The following is a 24,076-nucleotide window of genomic DNA, read 5'->3' on the forward strand; positions in this document are numbered from 1 at the left end:
GCTCAGTTGATCTGCCCTCGGCGGGATTTGGGTCAGGGGGCGGCGGGTGCGGCGAAGCCGTCCAGGAAGACCGACAGCAGCTCCTCGGCCAGCCGGTCCACCGGCGTCTGCGGGGTGGGGCGGTACCAGCGCCCGGAGAGGAACACGGCGTCCCGCAGCAGCCGGTGGAACAGCCGGGGGTCCAGGTCGGCGCGGAACTCGCCGTCGGCGACGCCCCGGCTGACGGCGTCCGACCAGATCCGGTGGATCTGCCCGGCGACCTCCTCGATCCGCTCGGCCTGCGGCAGCGTGCGCAGCAGCGCGCCCTCGTTCTGGTAGATCTGCGTGGCGTGCGGGTGGTCCTCGGCGACCCGCAGCGAGACCGCGACCAGCAGGGCCAGCCGCTCCCTGGCGGTGGCCGCTCCGGCGCAGGAGGCGTCGTAGCGCTGCTTGAGGTCGTCCAGGTAGCTGGTGACGATCTCCTGGACCATGGCGTCCTTGGAGTCGAAGTGGTGGTAGAGGCTGCCGGAGAGGATGCCCACCTCGTCGGCGATCTCGCGGACCGTGGTCGCGGCGACTCCGCGCCGGGCGAACAGCTCCGCCGCCTGCTGCAGGATGCTCTCCCGCCGCGTCCTGGTTGTGCCCACCGTCACCCTTGCTCTCCAGCCCTCGTCACCGCATTGGCGTCGCGGCTGCTCACGATAGCCGAGGCCGCCGCCCGGGCCGGTGCCCGGTTTCGATGCTGCACCATCATTGGCAACCAAACAAGCGCTTGGTAGCGTATGGTCCGCCGACGCGCTCCACCACCGAAGGGCGGGTGCTCAGTGACGGACAGCTCTGCGACCGGCGGCTCGGTGATTGAGGGCTCGGTGACCGACAGGCGGATGAGCGAGGACGAGGTAGTCGCCCAGCTCCGCTCCGGCATGACCATCGGCATCGGCGGCTGGGGCTCGCGGCGCAAGCCCATGTCCCTGGTCCGGGCGCTGCTCCGGTCCGACCTGACCGACCTGACCGTGGTCGGCTACGGCGGCCCGGACGTCGGCCTGCTCTGCGCGGCGGGCAAGGTGCGGCGGCTGGTCTACGGCTTCGTGTCGCTGGACTCCATCCCGCTCGAGCCGCACTTCCAGGCCGCTCGGCAGAGCGGCGCGGTCCAGGCGACCGAGTACGACGAGGGCATGTTGCAGGCGGGGCTGCGCGCCGCAGCCGAGCGGCTGCCGTTCCTGCCGATCCGCGCCGGGCTCGGCTCCGACGTGATGCGGTTCAACCCGGAGCTGCGCACCGTCGCCTCGCCCTACCCGGACGGCGAGGAGCTGCTCGCCGTGCCCGCGCTGCGCCTGGACGCCGCCCTGGTCCACCTCAACCGGGCCGACGCCACCGGGAATGCCCAGTTCCTCGGCCCCGACCTGTACTTCGACGACCTGTTCTGCGCCGCAGCCGACCGCGCGTACCTCTCCTGCGAGCAGGTGGTGCCCACCGCCGCGCTCACCCGGGACGCCGACCTCACCCGGCTGCGCATCCACCGCTGGATGGTCTCCGGCGTGGTGGAGGCCCGCAACGGCGCGCACTTCACCTCCTGCGCCCCGGACTACGGCCGCGACGAGGGCTTCCAGCGCGCGTACGCGGCCGCCGCCCGCGATCCGGACGACTGGCGGGCCTTCCGGAAGACCTACCTCGACGGCGACGAACACGACTACCAGCGCGCCGTCGCCGAACGAGCCGAGCGCGCCGGGCGCGCCGGGCGCGAGGCCGGGCAGGAGGCTGCCGGATGACCGCCGACGACACCGTCCCCCCGGCCGGGGCCACACGGGCCGAGGTGTGCGTCGCCGCCTGCGCCGACGCCTGGCGCGACGACGGCGAGATCCTGGCCAGCCCGATGGGGCTGGTCCCCGGCATCGGCGCCCGGCTGGCCCGCGCCACCTTCGCGCCGGAGCTGCTGCTCTCCGACGGCGAGGCCGCCCTGGTCGCCGGTGTCTGGGCGATCGACGCGCCGCCCCCGGCCGAGATCGAGGGCTGGCTGCCCTACCGAGCCGTCTTCGAGCTGCTGGCGACCGGCCGACGGCACGTCATGATGGGCCCCAGCCAGATCGACCGGTACGGCAACGCCAACATCTCCGCGATCGGCGACTTCGCCCGCCCCACCCGGCAGTTGCTGGGCGTGCGCGGCGCGCCGGGCAACACCGTCAACCACGCCACCAGTTACTGGGTGCCCCGGCACTCGCCGCGCGCCTTCACCGAGCGGGTGGACGTGGTCTGCGGCGTCGGCCACGACAGCGCGGCCCGCGCGGGGCGCGCGGCCGGCCGCTTCCACGACCTGCGGCGGGTGGTCAGCAATCTTGCGGTGCTGGACTTCGGCGGCCCGGACCACGCCATGCGGCTGGTCTCGGTCCACCCCGGGGTCACCCCGGACCAGGTCGCCGCCGCCACCGGCTTCACCCTGCACACCGCCGACGGGGTCGCCGAGACCAGGCTGCCGACCGCTCGGGAGCTGGAGCTGATCCGAACCGTGATCGACCCCCGGGCCCGGCGCGACCGGGAGGTGCCGGCATGAGCACGCTCCCCTCGCCTGCCGGGGGCGCCGCCGGGGGCGTCCCGCACCCCGCGCTGCACACCGCGTTGTGCGAGCTGGCCGGGGTGCGCTACCCGGTGGTGCAGACCGGCATGGGCTGGGTCTCCGGACCCGAGCTCACCGCCGCCACCGCCCGCGCGGGCGGCCTGGGCATCCTGGCCAGCGCCACGCTCACGGTGGCGGGCACCCGGGTGGCGATCCGCGCCGTCCGCGAGCGCACCGACGCGCCGTTCGGGGTGAACCTGCGCGGGGACGCCCCGGACGCGGCCGAGCGGGCCGCCGTGCTGATCGAGGAGGGCGTCCGGGTCGCCTCCTTCGCGCTGGCCCCCACCGAGCCGGTGATCCGACGGCTCAAGGACGCCGGAGTGGTGGTGGTGCCCTCCGTCGGCGCCCGCCGACACGCCGAGAAGGTCCAGGCGTGGGGCGCGGACGCGGTCGTCGTCCAGGGCGGCGAGGGGGGTGGGCACACCGGCAGCGTGCCCACCTCGATCCTGCTGCCGCAGGTCGTGGACGCCGTGGACATCCCGGTGATCGCCGCCGGGGGCTTCCGCGACGGGCGCGGCCTGGTCGCCGCGCTGGCGCAGGGCGCGGTGGGCATCGCCATGGGCACCCGCTTCCTGCTCACCAGCGACAGCACCGTGCCGGAGCGGGTCAAGGCCGAGTACCTGCGGTGCGGGGTCACCGACACCGTGGTCACCCCGGTGCTGGACGGCGTGCCGCAGCGGGTGCTGCGCACCGAGCTGGTGGAGCGCCTGGTCGCGGCCGGGCCACTGGCCCGCACCACCCGCTCGCTGCGGCACGCCCTGGCCTTCCGCAGGCTCTCCGGCACCGGCTGGCCGGACCTGCTCCGCCAGGGCCTGACCCTGCGCCGCAGCCACGGACTGGGCTGGTCGCAGGTGCTGATGGCCGCCAACACCCCGATGATGCTGCGCGCCGCCATGGTCGACGGCCGGTTGGAGCTGGGCACCCTGGCCAGTGGGCAGGTCGCCGGGCTGATCGGGGACCTGCCGAGCTGCTCGGAGCTGATCGACCGGATCATCGCCGACGCGGACGCCGTGCTGCACCGGCTGGCCGCAGCCCCCGCCGACGCTGCGCCCGGCGCCGCTGCACCTGGGGCCACTGCCCCCGTCGCTGTCCCAGGAGGACGCCCATGAGCCGCCCCGGCCACCAGTTGCTCGCCGGTCGCACCGCGCTGGTCACCGCCGCTGCGGGCACCGGCATCGGCTTCGCCACCGCCCGCCGCTTCGCCGAGGAGGGCGCCCGGGTGGCCCTCAGCGACCGGCACGAACGGCGGCTCAAGGAGGCCGCCGACCGGATCGAGGAGCTGTGCGGGCAGCGTCCGCCCGCCGTCGTCTGCGATGTGACCGTGCAGAGCGACGTCGAGCGGATGTTCGCCGAGACCCTCGCCGCCTTCGGCCACCTCGACGTCCTGGTCAACAACGCCGGGCTGGGCGGCACCGCTGAGCTGCTGGAGATGACCGACGAGCAGTGGAGCGGTGTGCTGGACGTCAGCCTGAACGGCACCTTCCGCTGCACCCGGGCCGCCCTGCGGCACATGGTGCCGCGCGGCAGCGGCGTCATCGTCAACAACGCCTCGGTGCTGGGCTGGCGGGCCCAGCGCGGCCAGGCCCACTACGCCGCCGCCAAGGCCGGGGTGATGGCGCTCACCCGCTGCGCGGCGGTGGAGGTCGGCCGCTCCGGGGTGCGGGTCAACGCGGTCGCGCCCAGCATCGCCATGCACGAGCACCTGGCCCGGACCACCAGCGACGAGCTGCTGCGGAGGCTCTCCGCCGACGAGGCGTTCGGCCGGGCCGCCGAACCGGCCGAGGTCGCCGACGTGATCGTCTTCCTGGCCAGCGACTACTCCTCGTACATGACCGGCGAGACGGTCTCGGTGAGCAGCCAGCACGCCTGAACGCTTGGGCACGTGAGCACTTGAGCGCCGACGACACGGACGATCACGGGAGGGCAGATGGCGGAGCAGGGCATCACGGCCGGCGTCGACGGGCGCGGCATCGCCGAGGTGGTGCTGGACTGCCCGCCGGTCAACGCGCTGCCGGTGGCGGGCTGGTACCGGCTGGCCGAGCTGCTGCGGGAGTTGGGCCGCGACCCGGGGGTGCGGGTGGTGGTGCTGCGCGCCGAGGGCCGGGGTTTCAACGCCGGGGTGGACATCAAGGAGATCCAGGCGGACCGGGGTTTCACCGCGCTGGTCGGCGCCAACCGGGGCTGCTTCGCGGCCTTCGCGGCGGTGTACGACTGCGAGGTGCCGGTGATCGCGGCGGTGCACGGCTTCTGTCTGGGCGGCGGGATCGGCCTGGTCGGCAACGCCGACATCGTGATCGCCGCCGAGGACGCGGTCTTCGGCCTGCCCGAGGTGGACCGGGGCGCGCTGGGCGCGGCCACCCACCTCTCCCGGCTGGTGCCGCTGCACCGGGCGCGGGCGATGATGTACACCTCGGCCACCGCCACCGCGGCCGAACTGCACGGCTACGGCTCGGTGTTGGAGGTGGTCCCCGGGGAGCGGCTGCGTGCCCGGGCGCTGGAGCTGGCGGCCGTGGTCGCCGCCAAGGATCCGGCGGTGATCCGCGCCGCCAAGGAGGCGTTCGCCGGGATCGACCTCTGGGACGTCAAGCGCAGCTACCGTTACGAGCAGGGCTTCACCTTCGAGTTGAACCTGTCCGGCGTGGCCGACCGGGTACGCGACGGCTTCGGCGCCCGGGCCGGGAACGAGCGGGAGCGCTGAGATGGATCTGCGCTGGAGCGCGGAGGAGCAGGAGTTCCGGCGCGAGGCCCGGACCTGGCTGGAGGCCAACGTCCCCCGGCAGCCGCTGCCGTCCGGGGACACCCGCGCCGGGTTCGCCGCCCATCTCGCCTGGGAGCAGCGGCTGTTCGCGGCGCGCTGGTCGGTGGTCTCCTGGCCGGAGGCGTACGGCGGGCGGGACGCCACGTTGTGGCAGTGGCTGATCTTCGAGGAGGAGTACTACCGGGCGGGCGCGCCGCAGCGGGTCACCCAGAACGGCATCTTCCTGCTGGCGCCCACCCTGTTCGCCTTCGGCACGCCCGAGCAGCAGCAGCGGCTGCTGCCCCGGATGGCCGCCGCCGAGGACGTGTGGGCCCAGGGCTGGTCCGAGCCGGGTGCGGGCAGCGACCTGGCGGCCATCAGCAGCCGGGCCGTCCGCGACCCGGCCGGCGGCGGCTGGCGGCTCAGCGGCCAGAAGACCTGGACCACCCGCGGCGCCTTCTGCACCCACCTGTTCGGGCTGTTCCGCACCGATCCCGCCGCCGAGCGGCACCACGGCCTCAGCTACTTGCTGCTGCCGCTGGACGCGCCCGGCGTCACCGTCCGCGGCTTCCAGCGGCTCGACGGCGACGAGGGTTTCGCCGAGGTCTTCCTCGACGACGTCTTCGTACCGGACGCGGACGTCCTGGGCGGGGTGGACCAGGGCTGGGCGGTGGCCATGGCGACGACCGGTTCGGAACGCGGACTGACGCTGCGCTCCCCCGGCCGGTTCCTGCACACCGCCGAGCGGCTGGTGCGGACCGCCCGGGCACACCCGGAGCCGACCGGGGCGCTGCGGGACCGGGTGGTGCAGGGCTGGATCGACGCGCAGGCGTACCGGTTGTTCACCCTGGAGCAGGTGACCGCGATCAGCGAGGGGCGGCCGGTCGGCGCCGAGTCCAGCCTGAACAAGCTGTTCTGGTCCGAACTGGACGTCAGGCTGCACGAGACCGCACTGGAACTGCTCGGGCCGCAGGCCGAGTTGGACTCGCCATGGAGCCGGGGCTTCCTGTTCTCCCTGGCCGGGCCCATCTACGCGGGTACCAACGAGATCCAGCGCACCATCGTCGCCGAGCGGCTGCTCGGCCTGCCCAGGAAGTGAGGTGCGCGATGCGGTTCCGGATCGCCGAGGACGACGCGGCGCTGGCGGGCGCGGCGGCCGCACTGCTGGCCAAGGAGGCCACCGCGCGGGAGATCCGGGCGGGCTGGCCGGGCGGCGACACCGGCCGGGTGGACGCGGTGTGGCGCAGGCTCGCCGCGATCGGCGCCCTGGGGACGCTGGTGCCGGACTCCGCCGATGGTCCTGGTTCGGGTCTGGGTCTGGGCCTGGACGAGAACGCGTTGGTACCGCTGCTGGTGGAGCTCGGCCGTTCGGGCCTGCCGGTGCCCGCCGTGGAGACGGTGGCGGTGGGCGCGCCGCTACTGGCGGCGGCCGGTTCGCCGCACCTCGCCGAGGTGCTGGCGGGCCGCCTGCTGCTGACGGCCTCGCTGGACGGCTCCGGGCTAGTGCCCTTCGGCCAACGCGCCCCACTGCTGGTGCTGCGCGCCGACGACGGCCTGCGGCTGTACGAGCGCGGGGAGTTGGCGCTGGAACCGGTGGAGTCGACCGACGGCTCCCGGGCGTCGGCGCGGCTGCTGCGACCCCCGGACGGCGGCGGGCAGCTGCTCTGCACGGCTCCCGAGGAGCTGGAACGGGCCTGGCAGCGGGGGGTGTTGGGCACGGCCGCACTGTTGGTCGGGCTGGCCGAGCGGATGATCGAGCTGACCGTGGACCACGTACAGCAGCGCCGCCAGTTCGGCGCTCCGGTGGGCTCGTTCCAGGCGGTGCAGCATGCCCTGGCCGACGCCCACCTGGCCGTACGCTTCGCCCGCCCGGCGGTGCTGGCGGCGGCGTGGTCCCAGGCGTCCTCCGGGACTGCTGCCGAGGCAGCCTCCGAGACTGCTGCCGGGGCGGACGCGGCGGTGGTGACCTCGATGGCGAAGGTGCTGGCCTCGGACGCCGCGCGGCTGGTGGCCCGTACCGCGATCCAGTGCCATGGCGCGATCGGCTGCACCACCGAGTACGACCTGCACCTGTACGCCAAGCGGGCCTGGGCGCTGGCCGCCGCCTGGGGCGGGCCCGCCGCGCACCGTGAGCTGATTGCCCGTCACCTACATTTGCCGACTGTGGAGATGATCCGTGACCGTATCGAGCAGGGAGCAGGGTTCGGACCAGGGCGTGGTCCGCTATGAACGCCGGGGCGACGTGGCCGTGGTGACCATGAACCGCCCGCAGTACCGCAACGCGCAGAACTCCGCCATGACCTACGCCCTGGACGACGCCTTCTACCGGGCCGCCGACGACCGGCGAGTGAAGGTGGTGGTGCTGGCCGGGGCCGGGGAGCACTTCTCCGCCGGGCACGACATCGGCACTCCGGAACGGGATGTCGACACCACCTTCGACCGCCGTGCCGGGCTGTGGTGGGACCATGTCGGCCGACCCGGCGGCGAGAGCCGGTTCGCCCGGGAGCAGGAGGTCTACCTGGGCATGTGCCGCCGCTGGCGCGAGCTGCCCAAGCCGCTCATCGCCCAGGTCCAGGGGGCCTGTGTGGCAGGCGGGTTGATGCTGGCCTGGGTCTGCGACCTGATCGTCGCCGCCGAGGACGCCTTCTTCGCCGACCCGGTGGTGCGGATGGGCATTCCCGGGGTGGAGTACTTCGCCCACCCGTGGGTGATGGGGCCCCGGTTCGCCAAGGAGTTCCTGTTCCTCGGCGAACGGGTGCCCGCAGCAAGGGCCTTGGCCCTGGGCATGGTCAACCGCGTAGTTCCCCGGGACCAGTTGGAAGCCGAGGTGCTGTCCATTGCCGGGCGGATCGCGGCGATGCCCGCGCTGGGACTGGCGCTCACCAAGAAGGCGGTGAACCAGGCCGAGGACCAGATGGGCCTGCAGACCGGCATGGACTCGGTGTTCGGGCTGCACCACTTCGCGCACGCGCACAACGCCGAGGTGGGCCGGGACGCACTGGCGGGCCACGACGCCCGTTCCATGCGCGACGCGCAGCGGAACCGGTCATGAGCGGGGTGTGCGCCGGCCGGGTGATCGTGGTGACCGGCGCGGGCCAGGGGCTGGGCCGGGAGCACGCGTTGGCCCTGGCCGCAGCGGGCGCGCTGGTGGTGGTCAACGACCTCGGGGCGGCAGCCGCCAAGGTCGCCGAGGAGATCACGGCGGCGGGCGGCACGGCCGTCGCAGACACCGGCGACGTCAGCGACTGGGCCTACGCCCGGGCACTGGTCGAGCGCGCGGTCGCCGAGTTCGGCGGCCTGGACGCGCTGGTCAACAACGCGGGCCTGAACCGGGACCGGATGCTGGTGTCAATGACCGAGGAGGAGTGGGACCTGGTGCTGCGGGTCGATCTCAAGGGCCATGTCGCGCCGTTGCGGCACGCCGCCGGGTACTGGCGTGAACAGCGGCGGCAGGGACGCCCGGTGGCCGCGCGGATCGTCAACACCAGTTCCGGCGCCGGGCTGATGGGCAGCGTCGGCCAAGGCAACTACGGCGCGGCCAAGGCCGGGATCGCGGCGCTGACCCAGATCGCGGCGGTGGAGCTGGCCCGCTACGGGGTCACGGTCAACGCCATCGCGCCCTCCGCGCGCACCCCGATGACGGAGGCGGTGTTCGCCGAGCGGATGCGGGCCCCGGAGTCCGGCTTCGACGCGATGCACCCGGGCAATGTCTCACCGCTGGTGGTGTGGCTGGCCGGGGCAGGCTCGGGCGACGTCACCGGGCGGGTGTTCGAGGTGGAGGGCGGCACCATCAGCGTCGCCGACGGCTGGCAGCACGGCCCCCGGATCGCCCGCGAGCGGCGCTGGGAGCCGACCGAGGTCGGCCCGGCCGTCCGCGAGCTGCTGCACCGCGCCCCGGCGCCGGCCCCGGTCTACGGCGCCTGAGCCGACGGGATCCACGCGGGCGGATGCGCGTGCGGGTCCGCAGGCGGGTGCGGCTGCGCGGCCAGGTACCGAGCCGGGTGTTCGCCGCCGCCGTGGACGGCGAGGTCGGCGCCGCTGATGTACCCGGCCAGCGGCCCGGCCAGGAACAGGCAGGCCCCGGCCACGTCGGCGGGGTCGGCCAGCCGCCCCACGGCGATGGTCCCCGCGACCGCCGCATCCCCGTCCGAGGCGTCCCTCTCCGCAGCATCCCCCTCCGAGGCGTCGCCGCCCGGGCCGTGGCCGTCCGCCGCGCTCCCGGTGCGGACCGGGCCGACGGTGATGTGGTTGACCCGGACCGGCGGTGCCCACTCCAGGGCCAGCGCCCGGGTCAGCCCCAACAGCCCGGCCTTGGCGGCGCTGTAGGCGGCGGTGCCGGGCTGCGGGTGGTGCGCGGAGACGCTGCCGATGTTGACGATGGCGCCGCCCTCCGGCTGACGATGCATCACCGCATAGGCGGCCTGGGCGAGATAGAACGGCGCCAGCAGGTTCAGTGCGACGATCTTCTCCACAAAGCGCGGGGAGACGGTGGCCGCCTCGGCGTCCGGGGAGCCGCCGGCGTTGTTCACCAGGACGTCCAGCCGCCCGAACCGGTCGGCAACGGCCCGGACCAACCCGGCGGCCTGGGCCGGGTCGCGGACGTCGCAGGCGTGGAACAGCGCGCTGCGGCCCCCCGCCGAGGGCAGCGACGCGGGCTCGCCGCGCCCGCACACCAGCACCTCGGCCCCGGCCGCCAGGAAGGCGGCGGCGATACCGGCGCCCACCCCCCGGGTGCCGCCGGTGACCAGGACGGCCCGGCCGGTGAGGTCCAGCGGCCCGGGGGCGCTCATCCGAGCCGCTCCACGATGGTGACGTTGGCCTGGCCGCCGCCCTCGCACATGGTCAGCAGTCCGTACCGGGCGCCGCGCCGCTCCAGCTCGCCCAGCAGTGAGGTCATCAGCCGGGCCCCGGTCGCGCCCAGCGGGTGCCCCAGGGCGATGGCGCCGCCGTTGACGTTGACCCGCTCCGGGTCGGCGCCGGTCTCGGCGGCCCAGGCCAGCACGACGGAGGCGAAGGCCTCGTTGATCTCGACCAGGTCGATGTCGTCCAGGGTCAGCCCGGTCCGGGCCAGTGCGTGGGCGGTGGCCGGGATGGGCGCGGTGAGCATCCACACCGGGTCGGCGGCGCGGGCCGACAGGTGGTGGATCCGAGCGCGCGGGGTCAGCCCGTGGTCGCGCAGCCCGCGTTCGTTGACGACCAGCAGCGCGGCGGCGGCGTCGCTGATCTGGCTGGCGCAGGCGGCGGTGGTCCGGCCGCCGGGGAGCAGCGGCGGCAGCGAGCGGATCTTCTCCCGGTCGGGCGGCCGGGGGCACTCGTCCCGGTCGAGACCCTGGCAGGGCACGGTCTCGGCGCGGAACAGGCCCTGCTCGCGGGCGCGCAGGGCGCGCTGGTGCGAGCGGATCGCGTACTCCTCCAGCAGTTCGCGCGGCAGCGACCACTTCTCGGCGATCATGTCGGCGGAACGGAACTGGGAGACCTCCTGCGTGCCGTAGCGGGCGCGCCAGCCGACCGAGCCGGAGAAGGGGTCCTTGAAGCCGTGGGCCCGACCGGCCGCCATGGCGGCCGAGATCGGCACCGCGCTCATGCACTGCACCCCGCCCGCGACCACGACGTCGCTGGTGCCGCTCATCACCGCCTGCGCGGCGAAGTGCAGCGCCTGCTGGGAGGAGCCGCACTGGCGGTCGACGGTCACCCCGGGCACGTGCTCGGGCAGACCGGCGGCGAGCCAGGCGGTGCGGGCGATGTCCCCGGCCTGCGGGCCGATGGTGTCCACGCAGCCGAGGACGACGTCCTCGACCGCGCCCGGGTCGATGCCGGTGCGCCGCATCAGCTCGGTCAGCGGTACGGCGGCGAGGTCGGCGGGGTGGACGGCGGCGAGCGAGCCGCCGCGTCGGCCGACGGGCGTGCGGACGGCGTCGACGATGTAGGCCCCGGTCATGAGCTGCCCTCCGAATCGGTCCCGGAACCCTAGCAAGCGCTTGCTTCAGAGGCCAGAGGTGCGGCGCCGCCCGCCGCCCGGTCGCTCCTGGCCTCGATGGCGTGCAGCACCGCGACCATGTCGTCCCGGCCGTGCCCGAGGGCCACGGCCTCGCCGAAGAGGGCGTGGCAGACGTCCAGCAGCGGCGAGGCCAGGCCGGACTCCCGGGCCGCCTCGGCGATCAGCCGGTTGTTCTTCAGCACATCCAGGACGCCGGCCTGGGCGTCGAAGTCGCGGTCCCTCAGCTTGGGGGCCTTCATCCGGGAGACGCCGCTGGCCATCGGCCCGGCGTCGAGCACGGCCAGGAACTGCCGCCGGTCCAGGCCGTGCCGGTCGGCGAAGTGGAATGCCTCGGCGAGGCCGGTGACCATGGTGATCAGGAACAGGTTCACGCTGAGCTTCATCAGCAGCGCGTCCGGCACCGGCCCGCAGTCGAAGACCTCCCGGCAGACCGGCCGCAGCAGCGGACGGACCCGCGCCACCGCCTCCGGCTCCCCAGCCAGCATGGCCACCAGCTCCCCGGCCTCGGCGGGCCCGCGCGAGCCGGAGACGGGGGCCTCGACGTAGTGGCCCCCGGCGGCGCGGATGTCGGCCTCGAGCCCGCGCGAGTACTCCGGCTCGGTGGTGCCCATGTGGACGACGGTGCGCCCGGCGAGCCCGGCGGCGAAGTGCGGCGTGCCGCGCCGCAGGACGGAGTCGACGGCCGCGCCGTCGGCCAGCATCAGGATCACCGTGCGGGCCCGCCGCAGGACGTCCGCCGGGTCGGCGGCGACGGCGCCCCCGGCCGCCCGCAGCGGCTCGCACCGCTCGGGCGTGCGGTTCCAGACCACCAGCGGGGTGCCCGACCGGGCCAGGTTGAGCGCCATGGGCAGGCCCATGGTGCCCAGGCCGATGAAGCCTGTGATGTCCGTGCCGCCTGTCTCCACCGTGCACCGCCGCCTTCGCCGATCGTCCTTGCATTTCTATGACAGCCGTCATAATAATGGCCACTATGACAGACGTCATAGTGCAACCACGCGGCCCCGCCCCGATCCGCACGGGGGCCGGGTGGCGGCTGGAGACACTCCGGCCGGACGACCGCCCGGCCCTGGCCGCGCTGTTCGCCGCCTGCTCGCCGGAGAGCGTCCGGCTGCGGTTCTTCGGCCTGCCGCGCGAGTTCCCGCCCGCGTACGCGGACAGCCTGCTCGCCTGCCGTCCCGAGCTGCACGACGCCTTGGCCGCCGTCACCGACGACAGCCGGGGCGGCGGGCCGGACGGCGGCCGCAGGCGGTTCGCCGCGCTGGCCGGGCTGGCCGCACCACAGGCGGCCGGGGCGGCCGGAATGGCCGGGCAGGAGGGCGCGGCGGAGCTGGCGGTCCTGGTCGCCGACGGCTGGCAACGCCAGGGGCTGGGCACCGCCCTGGTGGAGGAGCTGCTGGTGCGCGCCCGGCGGCGCGGGGTGGAGCGGGTGTCGGCCTGCGTCCTGCCGGGCCGTCCGCAACTGCTGGCGGCGCTGTCGCGTCGACTCGAGCTGGTCCACTCCTCCCGCAGCCAGGACGGCCTGACGGGTGTCTATAGGCTGGACCGGCCAGCGGGTGGAGGTCCGCTCCCCCGCTCCGCGTTCTTGGGAGGCCGGTGATGGCAGCGTCCGAGCGGGGCCCGCGCGAACGCATGGTGGTCAGTGCGGCGCAGCTGATCCGCCGCAACGGGGTGGCCGCCACCGGCATGCGGGACGTCGCCGCCCACGCCGGGGCGCCGCGCGGCTCGCTCCAGCACTACTTCCCGGGCGGCAAGGACCAGCTGGTCAACGAGGCGGTGCAGTGGGCCGGCCAGTACGCGGGCGGGCGCATCGGCCGGTTCCTGGCCGAGCTGCCCGAGCCCACCCCCAGCGGGCTGTTCGCCGCGATGGTGCGGCAGTGGACCGACGAGTACCAGGCGGTCGGCTTCGGCGCGGGCTGCCCGGTCGCCGCCGCGGCGGTGGACTGCGCGGACTCCACCGAGTCCACCCGGGTCGCCGCCGCAGCCGCGTTCGCGGACTGGAACGGACCGCTGGCGCAGGCGCTGGCCGGGATGGGCGTCCCGGCCGGACGCACCCAGGCCCTGGCCACGCTCATGATCAGCACCCTGGAGGGAGCCATCCTGATCGCCCGCTCGGAGCGCGACATCCGCGCCCTCACCACCGTCGTCCAGGAGCTCGGCCCCCTCCTGGACAGCTGCCTACCCACACCCGCAACCCACGAACAGCAGCCCCCGACCTAGCCCCCACAGCGAGCCCGCCCCGCAGCCACGGGCCGCACGGGGGCGTCGGTCAGCCCAGGCGCATGTGGTGCAGCAGGAGCAGCGCAGCTACAGCGTTCGCGGACCGCACCTCGCCCTTGGCGACCAGCTCAAGCACGCGGGCCAGTGACACCCACTCGCGGCGCTCCGACTCGAAGTCGTCCTCGGGGTGCCCCACGTACTCCGCCGATGTGGACCAGTAGACGTGGTGCAGCGCATCGGTAAGACCGTTCGACGGCTCGACCGTCAGCAGGTGCTGCAACGGCCCCGGACGCCAACCGGTCTCCTCCAGCATCTCCCGCGCAGCCGCCGCCTCCAACGACTCCCCCGCCTCCACCACGCCTGCGGCCAGCTCCCAGCCCCACGTGTCCGTGATGAACCGGTGGCGCCACAACAGCAGCACCTCGTCCCGCTCGTTGACGACCGTCGCCAGCGCCACGGGCCGCAGACGCATCAGGTAGTGGTCGAGATGCCGACCATCAGGCAGCTCGACGTCGGCAAGGTTGATCCGCAGCCACGGATTCGAGTACACCTCGTGCTCGCCGAGGTTCTTCCATACCGACAGATCTGCACCCCTTGCGGTCAGCCCGTGACCGGTACCGCTTCCTGGATCGACCAAGGCCACCAAGACAAGGGCATCATCGACGTGAGCCACATCGACTGCTACGAGCAGGTTCTCCAAATGCCCATCGCCCTGCGGCACGAGGGTGGGCGGTGAGCGCTGAAACGGCCCGGGAGCACAAGCGCAGGCTCGTCCGGGAGATCACGGCCACCCCAAGCGCCACCGAGGCTCTCGGGTACTGCACCGACTGCGGAGTCCGGTGCCGGGGCCGAGTGCTGGGCAGTGTCGAGCAGAACGCAAGCTGCTGCTCCGTCGTCATCTGCGGGCCCTGCGACAAGGCCATGCGAGAACGGCACGTCGAGCGAGCCCGCTCCGACGGGGTTGCAGCGGAGGCGGTGCGGGCCGCTCGACGGGAGGTCAGGTGAACACCACGGCCGGACTCGGCCATAGGCGGCGCGCGGGCGGCCGGCTGCCGGGGTATTGGGGGTCGCGGCGGTCGGCCGGAGGCGGTGTGCGGTGAGGGCGCGGCCGATCAGTACTGGTAGTAGCCGATGAGGTTGCCGCCGGCGGAGACCGTGTTGGTCTGGACGTCGGTGCCGGTGTCGTAGGCGTTGATCATCTCGCCGTTGCCGATGTAGACGCCGACGTGGTCGGTGTCGGAGGCGCTGCTGCCGAAGAACACCAGGTCGCCCGGGACCGGGGAGCTGACCGGGGTCATCTCGGCGATCTGGTTGGCGGTGCTGCCGGAGCCGAGGACGTCCAGCTGACCGTACGCCAGGTAGTAGACCCATCGGGCGAATCCGGAGCAGTCCAGGCCGATGGCGGCCGGATCACTGCAGCTGAGCGACTGCGGATCGCCGACGCAGGTGCCGGTGGACGGCCCGGGCACGCCGCCGTGGCCGCCGCCCCACACGTACTGGATGTAGCCGCCGGGCCAGCCGGTGTCGTTCCCGGCCTGGGCGTTGTAGCCGGGTTCGGCCGATCCGTTCTCGATGGCCTGGGCGTAGCCGACGATCTTCGACAGCACGCTGCCGCTGGGCGGCGGTACCGGGGTTCCGGTACCGCCGCCGTCCAGCGACGCCTTGGTAGCCGGGCCGACGATGCCGTCCACGGACAGGCCGTGGGCGCTCTGGTACGACTTCACCGCCGCCAGCGTCCCTGCCCCGAAGTCACCGTCCACACTCAGACCCGCGCCGTGCTGGTTCAGCAACTCCTGCAACTCGGTCACACAACCGTCCACCTCCCCTTCGGAGATGTCCGCCGGGCACTTTGCGGAGGTCAGCGGGACGGGCGCGGGCACGGAACTGCTGCTGCCGCCGAGCGACGCCTTGGTGTTGGGGCCGACGATGCCGTCGGCGGCGAGGCCGTGGGCGCTCTGGTACGACTTCACCGCCGCCAGCGTGCCCGCCCCGAAGTCACCGTCCACACTCAAGCCCGCGCCGTGCTGGTTCAGCAACTCCTGCAGCTCCGTCACACAACCGTCCACCTCCCCTTCGGAGATGTCCGCCGGGCACTTTGCGGAGGTCAGCGGGACGGCGGCGGGGGCGGCCTGGCCGAGCAGCGCGGCCTTGGTGGCCGGGCCGACGACGCCGTCGGCGGTCAGGCCGTGGGCGCTCTGGTACGCCTTGACGGCCGCCAGCGTCCCGGCGCCGAAGTCGCCGTCCACGCTCAGGCCGGCGCCCGCGTCGTTGAGGAGTTGCTGCAGTTCGGTGACGCAGCCGTCCTTCTCGCCTTCGGCGATGTCGGTGGGGCACTGGGCGGAGGTCAGTGCGATCGACCCGGGGGCGGAGGTGCTGGTGTGGTCCAGTTCGGCCTTGGTCAGCGGCCCGACGATGCCGTCGGCGGAGAGGCTGTGGGCGCTCTGGTAGGTCTTCACGGCGGCCAGCGTGGCCGCGCCGAAGTCCCCGTCGACGCTCAGGCCCGCGCCGTTGGCATTGAGCAGGTCCTGGAGTTCGGTGACGCAGCCGTCGCTCTCGCCCTGGGCGATGTCGGTGGGGCACTGCGAGGAGGTCAGTGCGATCGGTGCGGGCACGGCGGCCATGGCCGGGGTGGCGACGGCGATCATTCCGGCCGCGACGACCAGCACGGTGGCGGCGACGGTGATCCGCCGCCGGATGCGGCCCACCGAGCTTCGGGTGAAGGGGAGTTGTTGGCGCGGTGGCTGCTCGGGGTCGAACTGCCCTGGAGACATGGGCTCTTGCTCCTTCTGATGACGATGCCGGCGCATGCGCGTGCCTTCATTCGAGAGGTGCATGACAAGCCATGTCAAGGACAATTCCCCACCTCCCGGCGGGCGTTGACCGCCAGGAGGGTCAGCCGGGCCAAGGGGGCTTCCTCGGCCCGGAACTGAGTGCCGGTCAGCTTATCGACGGCTCTATCACCGGGAGTTGGGCCGCCTCGGGCGGCGACTGCAGGGTGTAGTCGGCGGCCACCGTCTCGTCCTGGTTGCGCGGAGCCCTGACCGCCCGCAGCACCAGCGTGGCCACCACGGCGACGGCGAGGTTCAGCACGAAGGCGGTCACCCCGATGTAGCCGATCTGCCCGATCACCGGAATGCTCGCCGAGCTGCCGCCGAAGTGCGAGTGCGGCTTCCCGGCGACGGCGACGCCGTACGCGGTCCAGGTGCCGTACGCCATGCCCGCGGCCCAGCCCAGCAGCAGCCCCCAGGGGTGGAACCACCGGCTGCTGTGGCCGCGCAGCACCAGCCCGCCCACCACGGCCGGGAAGGTCTGCAGGATCCAGATCCCGCCCAGCAGTTGCAAGTTGATCGAGAACTGCTTGTCGATCCCGAGGACGAACCCGAGTGCGCCCAGTTTCACCAGCAGCGACACCACCTTGGCCACCGCCGTCTCCTGCGCGGGGGTGGCGTCCGGCTTGACGAACTCCCGGTAGACGTTGCGGGTGAACAGGTTGGCGGCGGCGATCGACATGATGGCGGCCGGGACCAGCGCCCCGATGCCGATGGCGGCGAAGGCCACCCCCGCGAACCAGGACGGGAACATCTGCTCGAACAGCTGCGGCACCGCGAGCTGGGCGTTGTACCCGGTCACGCCCTTGCCCACGCCCGCGGCGATGGCCATGAAGCCCAGCAGCGAGAGCAGGCCGAGCATCAGCGAGTACGCGGGCAGCAGCGCCAGGTTGCGCCGGACGGTGTTGCGGTCCTTGGCGGAGAGCACCCCGGTCGCCGAGTGCGGGTACATGAACAGCGCCATCGCCGAGCCGACGGCCAGCGTGGCGTACGCCCACTGCGCGCTGGGGCCGGGCACCAGCGAGCCGCGCGGCTTGCCGGTGGCCGGGCTGGTCTTGGCCAGCGCCTGCGCCGCCGAGTGGAAGACGCTGCCGTAGCCGCCGAGCCGGATCGGGATGTAGATGACGGCGACGATCACCACCACGTACACCAGGGTGTCCTTGACGAAGGCGATCAGCGCGGGCGCGCGCAGCCCGGAGGAGTAGGTGTACGCGGCCAGCACGGCGAACGCGATCAGCAGCGGCAGATCCTTCGCCAGGCCGCTGGAACCGCCCAGGTGCATGGTGTCCAGCACCGCCTGGATGCCCACCAGTTGCAGGGCGATGTAGGGCATGGTCGCCAGGATGCCGGTCAGCGCGACCGCCAGCGCCAGCCAGCGGGAGCCGTAGCGGCCCCGGGCGAAGTCGGCCAGCGTCACGTACCCCCGGCTGCGCGCCACCGACCACAGCCGGGGCAGGAACATGAACACCAGCGGCCAGGCCAGGATGGTGTAGGGCACCGCGTAGAAGCCGGCCGCGCCCACGCCGTAGATCAGCGCGGGCACCGCGATGAAGGTGTACGCGGTGTAGAGGTCGCCGCCGAGCAGGAACCAGCTGACGACGGTGCCGAAGCCGCGCCCGCCCAGGCCCCACTCGTCCAGGTGCAGGGCGTCGGAGGCCCGGCGCCAGCGGGCGGCGAGGAAGCCAACGACCGTGACCAGCACGAAGAGCAGCAGGAAGACGGTGAGCGAGACGGCGTTGACGTGCGTCCCGGCAGCGTTCAGGATCATCGTCCGACCTCCCCTGCTCCCGAGCCGACCCCGCGCCGGCTCTCCTCACGGCGGATCAGCAGATAGGCGATCCCGGTGAAGGCGGCCGACACCACCACCCACAGCAGCTGGTACCAGTAGAAGAAGGGGATGCCGATGAACGCCGGGCCGACTCTGGCGTAGGAGTTGACCCACAGCAGGGCCGCGAAGGGCGCCAGCAGCAGCACCGCGCAGACCACGCGGGTCGGGGTGACCAGCGGTAACGGCGTCGTCGGTGCGGGCGGTGGTACGGCTGGCGGCGGCGCGGACGGCGCGGTGTCGGCCATGGTGCGGCTCCTTTCGGTCGGTGGCGGGGCGGTGGCCCCCGGGCCCGCAAGCCGGTGGCAGGCTCACGTCACCCCGCTCGCGTCACTAGGAACTACCCGGCTTGCCGCCCCGACACCCCGATGCGGACGGGCATATGTCGGCGATCGCGGTCCCGCTGCCGTACGCCGGTGGAGCGGTCAACAGCCGGTCGACCAGGCGGTCATCCGGGCGGTCAGCCGGGCGGTCAGCCGGGCGGTCAGCCGGGCGCCCTGGTCACCCGGGCGGCGGCGAGCGCACAGGCCCCGGCCACCACCAGCGGCCAGATCGACTGACCGGTGGTCAGGATGCGTTCGACCGTGCCCGCCGGGCCGTGGTCCCACATCTCCACCATGAACCATCCGGCGCAGCAGAACATGGCCGCCGAGGCCAGCAGGGACGCCACGGGCCGCAGCGGCCAGGGGGTGGCCGGGTCGAGCCGGACGGCCAGCAGCGGCCAGGCCGCCAGCAGCGAGAAGCCCACGGCGGTGGCGGCGGTGTGCTGCGCGCTGGGCCCCCGGGGCGGCTCGGGGTTCAGCGCCACCGCGATCGACGCGGCCCCGCCGCAGGCCAGGGTGATCCGTCCGGTGAGGGCGGCGGCGCGCAGGCCGAGCGCGGTGACCATGTGACAGGCGCCCAGGGCGAACAGAGCCAGCGTCATCACCCAGCGGTCGGTCGCGCCCAGGGATGCCAGCGTGCTGATGGTCTGGTGGACCGGGTCGTATCCCTGCGTCTGGAGCGTTGCCGCCACCACCCAGCCCACGATCAGCAGCACCGGGGCGGTCGCCGCGGACAGCAGCGCCCACCAGGGGACAATTCGCATATTCACACGGTAACGGCTGGTCAGCCCGGATCAAGCAGCCCCGACCGGGACGGCGTGCCGCCCGTCGGGGGCCGCAGGCGTAGGGGGGTCCGGGGGCTCAGACGCCTTCTGCGGAGCGGGGTACTCCGGTCTCGGCCAGGATCTCGAAGGCGCGCGGCAGCTGCCGGGCCAGCCCGCCGGGCAGCCCGCCGCCGCCCTGGGCGCGGCGGCGGCGCTGGAGCCGCAGCACGGCCCGGACCGCCGACAGCGCCGCCCCGGCGATCACCGCCGCCCGCAGCTCGGCGTCCTCCTGCTGCGGGCCGAGCCGCCTCAGGACCAGCTGCGTCAGCCGGTCCTCGAACTCGGTGAAGGCTTTCACCAGCCCCACCGTGACCAGCGCCTCGGTGCCCTCCAGCGGGTGGGTGAGGGCGGTGAGGCTGCTGCCCGCGAACGGCTCGGCCGCCGTCAGCAATGCCGCGCAGACCGCGCTCAGCGGCTCCTCGTCCGCCGGACGCTCGGCCAGTGCCGCCTCGATGAAGGCGAACAGGTCGATGCTGTCCGGCAGCAGCAGCGCCTCCTTGCTGTCGAAGTAGCGGAAGAAAGTGCGCTCGGACACGTCCGCGCGGGCGGCGATGTCGGCGACCGTGGTGCCCGCGAAGCCGCGCTCGGCGAAGAGGGCCGCAGCGCAGTCCCGCAGCGCGCGGCGGGTCTGCTCCTTCTTGCGCTGGCGCAGTCCGGGCGCGCCGCTCTGATGAGGCATGGGCGAAGCCTAGCCAGCCTGGCTCCGGAGTCAATTGTCAGCTGTGCCACATGGCAGTCCTGACAGCCCGACCGGCTTGTCCCCCGGGCCGTCCGGCCCGAAGGTGCGGCGGTTCGTGGCCCCGGGGGCAGTCGGGCGGATAGGGTCGTCCGGTGCTGAGCGGAAGCTATCAAGACCTGTTCACGGCGGTCTCCAGTTGCGCGGCCGCGCTCACCGGGCTGCTGTTCGTCGCCATGTCCGTGGCCCCGAGCCAGGGCACGCCCGAGCGGCCCGCCATCGTCCAGCAGGTGCGGGCCGGTGCGGCCATCCTGTGCTTCACCAATGCGCTGTCGGTCTCGCTGTTCGGCCTGGTGCCCGGCAACAACCTCGGCTACGCGGCCGTCCCGCTGTCGGTGATCGGCCTGTTCTTCACGGCGGCGGGCGCGCGGTCCATCGTCGCCAACCCCCCGGCGCAGCGGAAGCACAAGCGCCGGCAGATCAGCTTCATCGTCCTGCTGCTGTGCCTCTTCGGCTCCGAACTCCTCGGCGGCATCCGGCTGCTCGTCCATCGGCACAACAACGGCGCCGCCGAGCTGGTCGGCAACCTGCTGGTGGCCATGCTGCTCATCGGGATCGCCCGGGCCTGGGAGATGGTCGGCGACCGGGAGACCGGGATCCTGGCCTCCATCGCCGTCCTCGCCGGACGCGGGCCCGACACGCCGCCGCCCGGCGAGCAGCCGGACGCGGAGCCCGCGGAGTGAGGGTCAGGACCGGCTGCGGGCGCGGGCGCGCATCCGGCTGGGCGGTTCGCCGAACCAGCGGCGCGCCGCCCGGGACAGCGCCGACTGCTCGGACAGTCCCAGCATGCCGGTGATCTGCGACAGCGGCAGCTCGGTCTCGGTGAGCAGCTGCCGGGCCCGCTGCCGCCGGACGTCGTCCAGGACCGCCTCGTAGCTGGTGCCCTCGGCCGCCAGGTGGCGTTGCAGGGTACGCGGGTGCATCCGGTGCCAGCGGGCCACCGCCTCGACCGACAGCTCGGCCGTGCCGACGGCGCGCGCCAGCGTGCCGCGCACCCGGGCGGTCAGCGTGTGCCCGGGGTCGGCGAAGTGCGTGGCCATGTAGTCGACGGCGATGTCGCGCAGCACGCTGTCCCGGCTGTCCAGCGGCGCGGACATCAGCGCGGCGGGCAGCCGCAGCAGGGCGGCCTCCTGGTCGAAGCGGACGTCCGCGCCGAAGAAGTCGGTGTAGCGGGCCGACGGCGCCAGCACCGGGTGCGGCAGGTGCACCGACCGCAGCCCGTAGCCGCCGTGGGCCCGCAGCAGAACCCGGTGCATCAGGCCCATGCCGAGGTCGATCGCCTGCGGCGGGCTGGGCAGCCCGGGCAGCGAGGCATTGTAGCGCAGGCCGACCACCCCGGCGGCGCCGCGCGGGTCGGGCACCTGGAGCACGCTCAGCGTCGGGCTGTGGATGTACAGGAAGCGGGAGGCGCAGGCCAGCGCCGCACCGATGGTGGCCGAGCGCTCGACGGCCACGGCCAGCGGCCCGAGAACGCTGATGTCCTGCTGCTCGGCCAGCAGCAGCCCCAGATCCGGGCGGCGCAACTGCCCGGCGGCGTGCTCCAGCACCCGCGCCGCGGCCACAGCCGGGACGAGCGCGTCGTCGGAGTCGGGGGCGTCCGGGTCGATCCGGAAGCGGGCCAGCAGAGCCGCGCCGTCACCGCCGAGCGAGTCCACCAGCGGGACCAGGCCGCGCAGTCCGGCGGCCCGCAGCAAGGGTGTCATGTCGCCCAAGGGTAAAATTCTGTCGCGTGGTGTCAAGTGCCGGACGGCTCCCGGGCGCGACACTGGGCGGGTTCGCAGCATGCACCGCCATGCACCGCCATGCACCGCCATGAACGCCTGCCGGAAAGGGGCCACCGGTGACCGACGCCGCAGAGCCGGAACACGAGTACGTCGACGTGCTGATCGTCGGCGCGGGCCTGTCCGGGATCGGCGCCGCCAGCCACCTGCGGCGCGCCTGCCCGGACAAGTCCTTCGCCGTGCTGGAGTCGCGCGGGGCGATCGGCGGCACCTGGGACCTCTTCCGCTACCCCGGCGTCCGCTCGGACTCCGACATGTTCACCCTCGGCTACTCCTTCCGCCCGTGGACCGCCGCCAAGGCCATCGCCGACGGCGAGTCCATCCGCACGTACGTCGCCGACACCGCCCGCGAGAACGGGATCGAGCCGCACATCCGCTTCCACCACCGGGTGGTCCGCGCCGACTGGTCGTCCCGGACCGCACGCTGGACGGTCACCGTGCAGCGCACCGGGCCCGGCGAGCACCCCGGCACGGGCGAGACCCCCGGCACCGGCGAGGCTCCGCAGGACGCCGGGACGACCACGCTGAGCTGCTCGTTCCTCCAGGTCTGCTCCGGCTACTACCGCTACGACCAGGGCTACAGCCCGGCCTTCCCCGGGGCCGAGGAGTTCACCGGGCGGATCGTCCACCCGCAGCACTGGCCGGCCGACCTGGACTACGCCGGACGGCGGGTCGTGGTCATCGGCAGCGGAGCCACCGCGGTGACCCTGGTCCCCTCCATGGCCGCCACCGCCGCCCATGTCACCATGCTCCAGCGCTCCCCCACCTACGTCGCCTCGCTGCCCGCCGGGGACGCCATCGCCGACCGGCTGCGCCGCCGCCTGCCCGCACAGCACGCCTACCGGCTGATCCGCTGGAAGAACGTGCTGTTCAGCATGGGCAGCTACAGCCTGAGCCGACGCCGGCCCAGGCTGATGAAGGCCATCCTGCGCCGGGGCGCGGCGGCCGCGCTGCCGCCCGGGTACGACGTGGACACCCACTTCGGGCCCAGCTACGACCCGTGGGACCAGCGGCTGTGCGTGGTGCCCGACGGCGACCTGTTCGCCGCCGTCCGCGAGGGCCGGGCGGCCGTGGTCACCGACCGGATCGAGCGCTTCACCGCCACCGGCATCGCGCTGGAGTCCGGCACGGAACTGCCCGCCGACGTCATCGTGACCGCGACCGGGCTGAACCTGCTGGCCATCGGCGGCATACGGCTCCGGGTGGACGGCGCCGAGGTCGATCTGGCGCAGACCCTGGCCTACAAGGGCATGATGCTGTCCGGCGTGCCGAACTTCTCGCTCACCCTCGGCTACACCAACGCCTCCTGGACGCTCAAGGCGGACCTGGTCGCGCAGTACGTGTGCCGCCTCCTCCGGCACATGGACGAGCAAGGATTCCACAGCGTCACCCCGGTCGCGCCGGACCTGGGCGGACCGGACCGGCTGGCCCCGCTGATCGACCTGGCGTCCGGGTACGTCCGGCGCAGCGTCGACCTGCTGCCCCGGCAGGGGCCCGCCGCGCCCTGGCGGCTGCACCAGAACTACCTGCGCGACCTGCGCTTGATGCGGCGCGGCCCGGTGACCGACGCCGTCCGCTTCGGCCGCGCCACGGACGCGCCCGCCCCCGCGCCTGTGGCAGCGCCCGCCGTCAGCTGACCCGGCACAGCGCGGCGATCCGCGGCAGCCGGCGGGACATCTCGGCGGCGTCGTCGAAGTCGAAGCCCCACGCGGGGTCGAGCGCGGGGTAGCGGACGGCGCAGGAGCCGCGCGGTATGTGCGCGCCGGTCGCGGCCAGGTGGGCGTTCCAGGCGATGGCCAGCGCCGCCTCGCACTCCAGCTCGTGGCCGTGCTGCGCGGCAGTCATCACCGCCGGCAGTTCGGACAGCGAGTCCGGGTCGGCCACCGCGCGCTCGAACACGGCCCGGCCCTGCAGCACCAGCCAGCCACGGAAGTAGTCGAAGCCGTCGTCCGAGCAGCCGCCGTTCAGCGTGTAGGCGGCCGCCCACAGGGGGCTGCGGTACGAGCGGGTGAGGGCGTCCCACAGCAGCTGCTGTGCGGCGACGATGTCGGCCGCGGGCAGCTCGCCCAGCAGCGCGGAGGCGCGGGCGGCGACGGCATGGCCGTCGGCCGGGTCCGCGACCTCGGCGCGTGCGGTGTCGATGAGTTCCCAGAAGGTTCCCGTGTCCATGGTGCCGAAGCTAGCGGTCGGCACTGACAGTCCGCCCCGTCTGCCCGC

The 24,076-nt window shown here is 73.7% G+C and carries 25 protein-coding genes; 13 read left to right on the top strand and 12 right to left on the bottom strand.

Annotation, left to right across the window (positions count from 1 at the left end; genetic code table 11):
* Positions 1-32 precede the first annotated feature (32 nt).
* The gene (locus GXW83_RS20850; RefSeq protein WP_225447138.1) at positions 33-632 is read right to left on the bottom strand and encodes a TetR/AcrR family transcriptional regulator; all 600 of its coding nucleotides are present in this window, start codon (positions 630-632) and stop codon (positions 33-35) included.
* A 216-nt stretch (positions 633-848) separates the two neighbouring features.
* Here GXW83_RS20850 and GXW83_RS20855 point away from each other — a divergent pair, with 216 nt between their 5' ends.
* From GXW83_RS20855 to GXW83_RS20895, 9 genes are read left to right on the top strand one after another with little or no spacing between them, the layout of a single operon-like run.
* The gene (locus GXW83_RS20855; RefSeq protein ID WP_182447465.1) at positions 849-1,748 is read left to right on the top strand and encodes a CoA transferase subunit A; all 900 of its coding nucleotides are present in this window, start codon (positions 849-851) and stop codon (positions 1,746-1,748) included.
* Positions 1,745-2,527, top strand: a complete 783-nt coding sequence (locus GXW83_RS20860) for a CoA-transferase subunit beta (RefSeq protein ID WP_182444535.1) — start codon at positions 1,745-1,747, stop codon at positions 2,525-2,527. Before GXW83_RS20855 ends, GXW83_RS20860 begins: the two co-directional genes overlap by 4 nt.
* Positions 2,524-3,699: a nitronate monooxygenase family protein gene (locus GXW83_RS20865; RefSeq protein WP_182444536.1), complete on the top strand. Its 1,176-nt coding sequence runs from the start codon at positions 2,524-2,526 to the stop codon at positions 3,697-3,699. Before GXW83_RS20860 ends, GXW83_RS20865 begins: the two co-directional genes overlap by 4 nt.
* On the top strand, positions 3,696-4,460 hold the full coding sequence (locus GXW83_RS20870; protein WP_182444537.1) for an SDR family oxidoreductase: 765 nt from the start codon (positions 3,696-3,698) through the stop codon (positions 4,458-4,460). The genes GXW83_RS20865 and GXW83_RS20870 overlap by 4 nt, the downstream gene beginning before the upstream one ends.
* Before the next feature lie 57 nt (positions 4,461-4,517).
* Positions 4,518-5,288 carry an enoyl-CoA hydratase family protein gene (locus GXW83_RS20875; RefSeq protein WP_182444538.1) on the top strand — a complete coding sequence of 257 codons (771 nt, stop codon included), beginning with the start codon at positions 4,518-4,520 and terminating at the stop codon, positions 5,286-5,288.
* 1 nt (position 5,289) lies between these two features.
* Positions 5,290-6,426, top strand: a complete 1,137-nt coding sequence (locus tag GXW83_RS20880; protein ID WP_182444539.1) for an acyl-CoA dehydrogenase family protein — start codon at positions 5,290-5,292, stop codon at positions 6,424-6,426.
* A gap of 8 nt (positions 6,427-6,434) precedes the next feature.
* Entirely contained in the window at positions 6,435-7,556 is a 1,122-nt protein-coding gene (locus GXW83_RS20885) for an acyl-CoA dehydrogenase family protein (protein ID WP_182444540.1), read from the top strand.
* Complete coding sequence (locus GXW83_RS20890) at positions 7,504-8,379, top strand: enoyl-CoA hydratase (RefSeq protein ID WP_225447139.1); 876 nt, start codon at positions 7,504-7,506, stop codon at positions 8,377-8,379. Before GXW83_RS20885 ends, GXW83_RS20890 begins: the two co-directional genes overlap by 53 nt.
* The gene (locus tag GXW83_RS20895) at positions 8,376-9,251 is read left to right on the top strand and encodes an SDR family oxidoreductase (protein WP_182444541.1); all 876 of its coding nucleotides are present in this window, start codon (positions 8,376-8,378) and stop codon (positions 9,249-9,251) included. The genes GXW83_RS20890 and GXW83_RS20895 overlap by 4 nt, the downstream gene beginning before the upstream one ends.
* On the opposite strand, the gene GXW83_RS20900 is transcribed toward GXW83_RS20895, so the two are convergent.
* The 3 genes from GXW83_RS20900 to GXW83_RS20910 are packed head-to-tail and all read right to left on the bottom strand — an operon-like array spanning position 9,239 to position 12,230.
* On the bottom strand, positions 9,239-10,117 hold the full coding sequence (locus GXW83_RS20900) for an SDR family oxidoreductase (protein ID WP_182444542.1): 879 nt from the start codon (positions 10,115-10,117) through the stop codon (positions 9,239-9,241). The genes GXW83_RS20895 and GXW83_RS20900 overlap by 13 nt on opposite strands.
* Positions 10,114-11,265, bottom strand: a complete 1,152-nt coding sequence (locus GXW83_RS20905) for an acetyl-CoA C-acetyltransferase (RefSeq protein ID WP_182444543.1) — start codon at positions 11,263-11,265, stop codon at positions 10,114-10,116. Before GXW83_RS20905 ends, GXW83_RS20900 begins: the two co-directional genes overlap by 4 nt.
* A gap of 29 nt (positions 11,266-11,294) precedes the next feature.
* Positions 11,295-12,230 carry an NAD(P)-dependent oxidoreductase gene (locus GXW83_RS20910; protein ID WP_225447140.1) on the bottom strand — a complete coding sequence of 312 codons (936 nt, stop codon included), beginning with the start codon at positions 12,228-12,230 and terminating at the stop codon, positions 11,295-11,297.
* 65 nt (positions 12,231-12,295) lie between these two features.
* Here GXW83_RS20910 and GXW83_RS34285 point away from each other — a divergent pair, with 65 nt between their 5' ends.
* Together GXW83_RS34285 and GXW83_RS20920 are read left to right on the top strand one after the other, a co-directional pair.
* Positions 12,296-12,922 (top strand): GNAT family N-acetyltransferase, encoded by a 627-nt coding sequence (locus GXW83_RS34285; RefSeq protein WP_225447141.1) that lies wholly within the window; start codon positions 12,296-12,298, stop codon positions 12,920-12,922.
* Entirely contained in the window at positions 12,922-13,542 is a 621-nt protein-coding gene (locus tag GXW83_RS20920; RefSeq protein WP_182444544.1) for a TetR/AcrR family transcriptional regulator, read from the top strand. Before GXW83_RS34285 ends, GXW83_RS20920 begins: the two co-directional genes overlap by 1 nt.
* A gap of 49 nt (positions 13,543-13,591) precedes the next feature.
* Here GXW83_RS20920 and GXW83_RS20925 read toward each other — a convergent pair whose 3' ends face one another.
* The 6 genes from GXW83_RS20925 to GXW83_RS20950 form a co-directional block, all read right to left on the bottom strand.
* Positions 13,592-14,125 (bottom strand): NUDIX hydrolase, encoded by a 534-nt coding sequence (locus GXW83_RS20925; protein WP_182447469.1) that lies wholly within the window; start codon positions 14,123-14,125, stop codon positions 13,592-13,594.
* 529 nt (positions 14,126-14,654) lie between these two features.
* Entirely contained in the window at positions 14,655-16,313 is a 1,659-nt protein-coding gene (locus tag GXW83_RS20930; RefSeq protein ID WP_182444545.1) for a peptidoglycan-binding protein, read from the bottom strand.
* A gap of 166 nt (positions 16,314-16,479) precedes the next feature.
* A complete protein-coding gene (gene mctP, locus GXW83_RS20935; protein ID WP_182444546.1) occupies positions 16,480-18,138 on the bottom strand; it encodes a monocarboxylate uptake permease MctP in 1,659 nt (552 codons plus the stop codon).
* Complete coding sequence (locus GXW83_RS20940; RefSeq protein ID WP_182444547.1) at positions 18,135-18,443, bottom strand: DUF3311 domain-containing protein; 309 nt, start codon at positions 18,441-18,443, stop codon at positions 18,135-18,137. The genes mctP and GXW83_RS20940 overlap by 4 nt, the downstream gene beginning before the upstream one ends.
* A 236-nt stretch (positions 18,444-18,679) precedes the next feature.
* Positions 18,680-19,282 carry a DUF998 domain-containing protein gene (locus GXW83_RS20945; RefSeq protein WP_182444548.1) on the bottom strand — a complete coding sequence of 201 codons (603 nt, stop codon included), beginning with the start codon at positions 19,280-19,282 and terminating at the stop codon, positions 18,680-18,682.
* A gap of 97 nt (positions 19,283-19,379) precedes the next feature.
* Positions 19,380-20,021 (bottom strand): TetR/AcrR family transcriptional regulator, encoded by a 642-nt coding sequence (locus GXW83_RS20950; protein WP_182444549.1) that lies wholly within the window; start codon positions 20,019-20,021, stop codon positions 19,380-19,382.
* 152 nt (positions 20,022-20,173) lie between these two features.
* Between GXW83_RS20950 and GXW83_RS20955 the strand changes: the two genes are divergently transcribed.
* Entirely contained in the window at positions 20,174-20,761 is a 588-nt protein-coding gene (locus tag GXW83_RS20955; RefSeq protein ID WP_182444550.1) for a hypothetical protein, read from the top strand.
* Between the two features lie 3 nt (positions 20,762-20,764).
* Here the strand turns inward: GXW83_RS20955 and GXW83_RS20960 are convergent, their stop codons facing one another.
* Entirely contained in the window at positions 20,765-21,781 is a 1,017-nt protein-coding gene (locus tag GXW83_RS20960; RefSeq protein WP_182444551.1) for an AraC family transcriptional regulator, read from the bottom strand.
* A 137-nt stretch (positions 21,782-21,918) separates the two neighbouring features.
* Between GXW83_RS20960 and GXW83_RS20965 the strand changes: the two genes are divergently transcribed.
* On the top strand, positions 21,919-23,496 hold the full coding sequence (locus tag GXW83_RS20965) for an NAD(P)/FAD-dependent oxidoreductase (RefSeq protein WP_225447142.1): 1,578 nt from the start codon (positions 21,919-21,921) through the stop codon (positions 23,494-23,496).
* Here GXW83_RS20965 and GXW83_RS20970 read toward each other — a convergent pair.
* Positions 23,489-24,028 (bottom strand): DUF4240 domain-containing protein, encoded by a 540-nt coding sequence (locus tag GXW83_RS20970; RefSeq protein WP_182444552.1) that lies wholly within the window; start codon positions 24,026-24,028, stop codon positions 23,489-23,491. The genes GXW83_RS20965 and GXW83_RS20970 overlap by 8 nt on opposite strands.
* Positions 24,029-24,076: the final 48 nt, after the last annotated feature.

Origin of the sequence: Streptacidiphilus sp. PB12-B1b (assembly GCF_014084125.1) — a bacterium.
Classification (GTDB): Bacteria; Actinomycetota; Actinomycetes; order Streptomycetales; family Streptomycetaceae; genus Streptacidiphilus.

Bases quoted from the DNA above. Each gene is read 5' to 3' on its own strand.
- GXW83_RS20970 (WP_182444552.1), bottom strand. From the start codon at position 24,028: ATGGACACGGGAACCTTCTGGGAACTCATCGACACCGCACGCGCCGAG.
- GXW83_RS20900 (WP_182444542.1), bottom strand. From the start codon at position 10,117: ATGAGCGCCCCCGGGCCGCTGGACCTCACCGGCCGGGCCGTCCTGGTC.
- GXW83_RS20905 (WP_182444543.1), bottom strand. From the start codon at position 11,265: ATGACCGGGGCCTACATCGTCGACGCCGTCCGCACGCCCGTCGGCCGA.
- GXW83_RS20860 (WP_182444535.1), top strand. From the start codon at position 1,745: ATGACCGCCGACGACACCGTCCCCCCGGCCGGGGCCACACGGGCCGAG.
- GXW83_RS20930 (WP_182444545.1), bottom strand. From the start codon at position 16,313: ATGTCTCCAGGGCAGTTCGACCCCGAGCAGCCACCGCGCCAACAACTC.
- GXW83_RS20885 (WP_182444540.1), top strand. From the start codon at position 6,435: ATGCGGTTCCGGATCGCCGAGGACGACGCGGCGCTGGCGGGCGCGGCG.
- GXW83_RS20870 (WP_182444537.1), top strand. From the start codon at position 3,696: ATGAGCCGCCCCGGCCACCAGTTGCTCGCCGGTCGCACCGCGCTGGTC.
- GXW83_RS20875 (WP_182444538.1), top strand. From the start codon at position 4,518: ATGGCGGAGCAGGGCATCACGGCCGGCGTCGACGGGCGCGGCATCGCC.
- mctP (WP_182444546.1), bottom strand. From the start codon at position 18,138: ATGATCCTGAACGCTGCCGGGACGCACGTCAACGCCGTCTCGCTCACC.
- GXW83_RS20865 (WP_182444536.1), top strand. From the start codon at position 2,524: ATGAGCACGCTCCCCTCGCCTGCCGGGGGCGCCGCCGGGGGCGTCCCG.
- GXW83_RS20945 (WP_182444548.1), bottom strand. From the start codon at position 19,282: ATGCGAATTGTCCCCTGGTGGGCGCTGCTGTCCGCGGCGACCGCCCCG.
- GXW83_RS20895 (WP_182444541.1), top strand. From the start codon at position 8,376: ATGAGCGGGGTGTGCGCCGGCCGGGTGATCGTGGTGACCGGCGCGGGC.
- GXW83_RS20880 (WP_182444539.1), top strand. From the start codon at position 5,290: ATGGATCTGCGCTGGAGCGCGGAGGAGCAGGAGTTCCGGCGCGAGGCC.
- GXW83_RS20950 (WP_182444549.1), bottom strand. From the start codon at position 20,021: ATGCCTCATCAGAGCGGCGCGCCCGGACTGCGCCAGCGCAAGAAGGAG.
- GXW83_RS20920 (WP_182444544.1), top strand. From the start codon at position 12,922: ATGGCAGCGTCCGAGCGGGGCCCGCGCGAACGCATGGTGGTCAGTGCG.
- GXW83_RS20940 (WP_182444547.1), bottom strand. From the start codon at position 18,443: ATGGCCGACACCGCGCCGTCCGCGCCGCCGCCAGCCGTACCACCGCCC.
- GXW83_RS34285 (WP_225447141.1), top strand. From the start codon at position 12,296: ATGACAGACGTCATAGTGCAACCACGCGGCCCCGCCCCGATCCGCACG.
- GXW83_RS20960 (WP_182444551.1), bottom strand. From the start codon at position 21,781: ATGACACCCTTGCTGCGGGCCGCCGGACTGCGCGGCCTGGTCCCGCTG.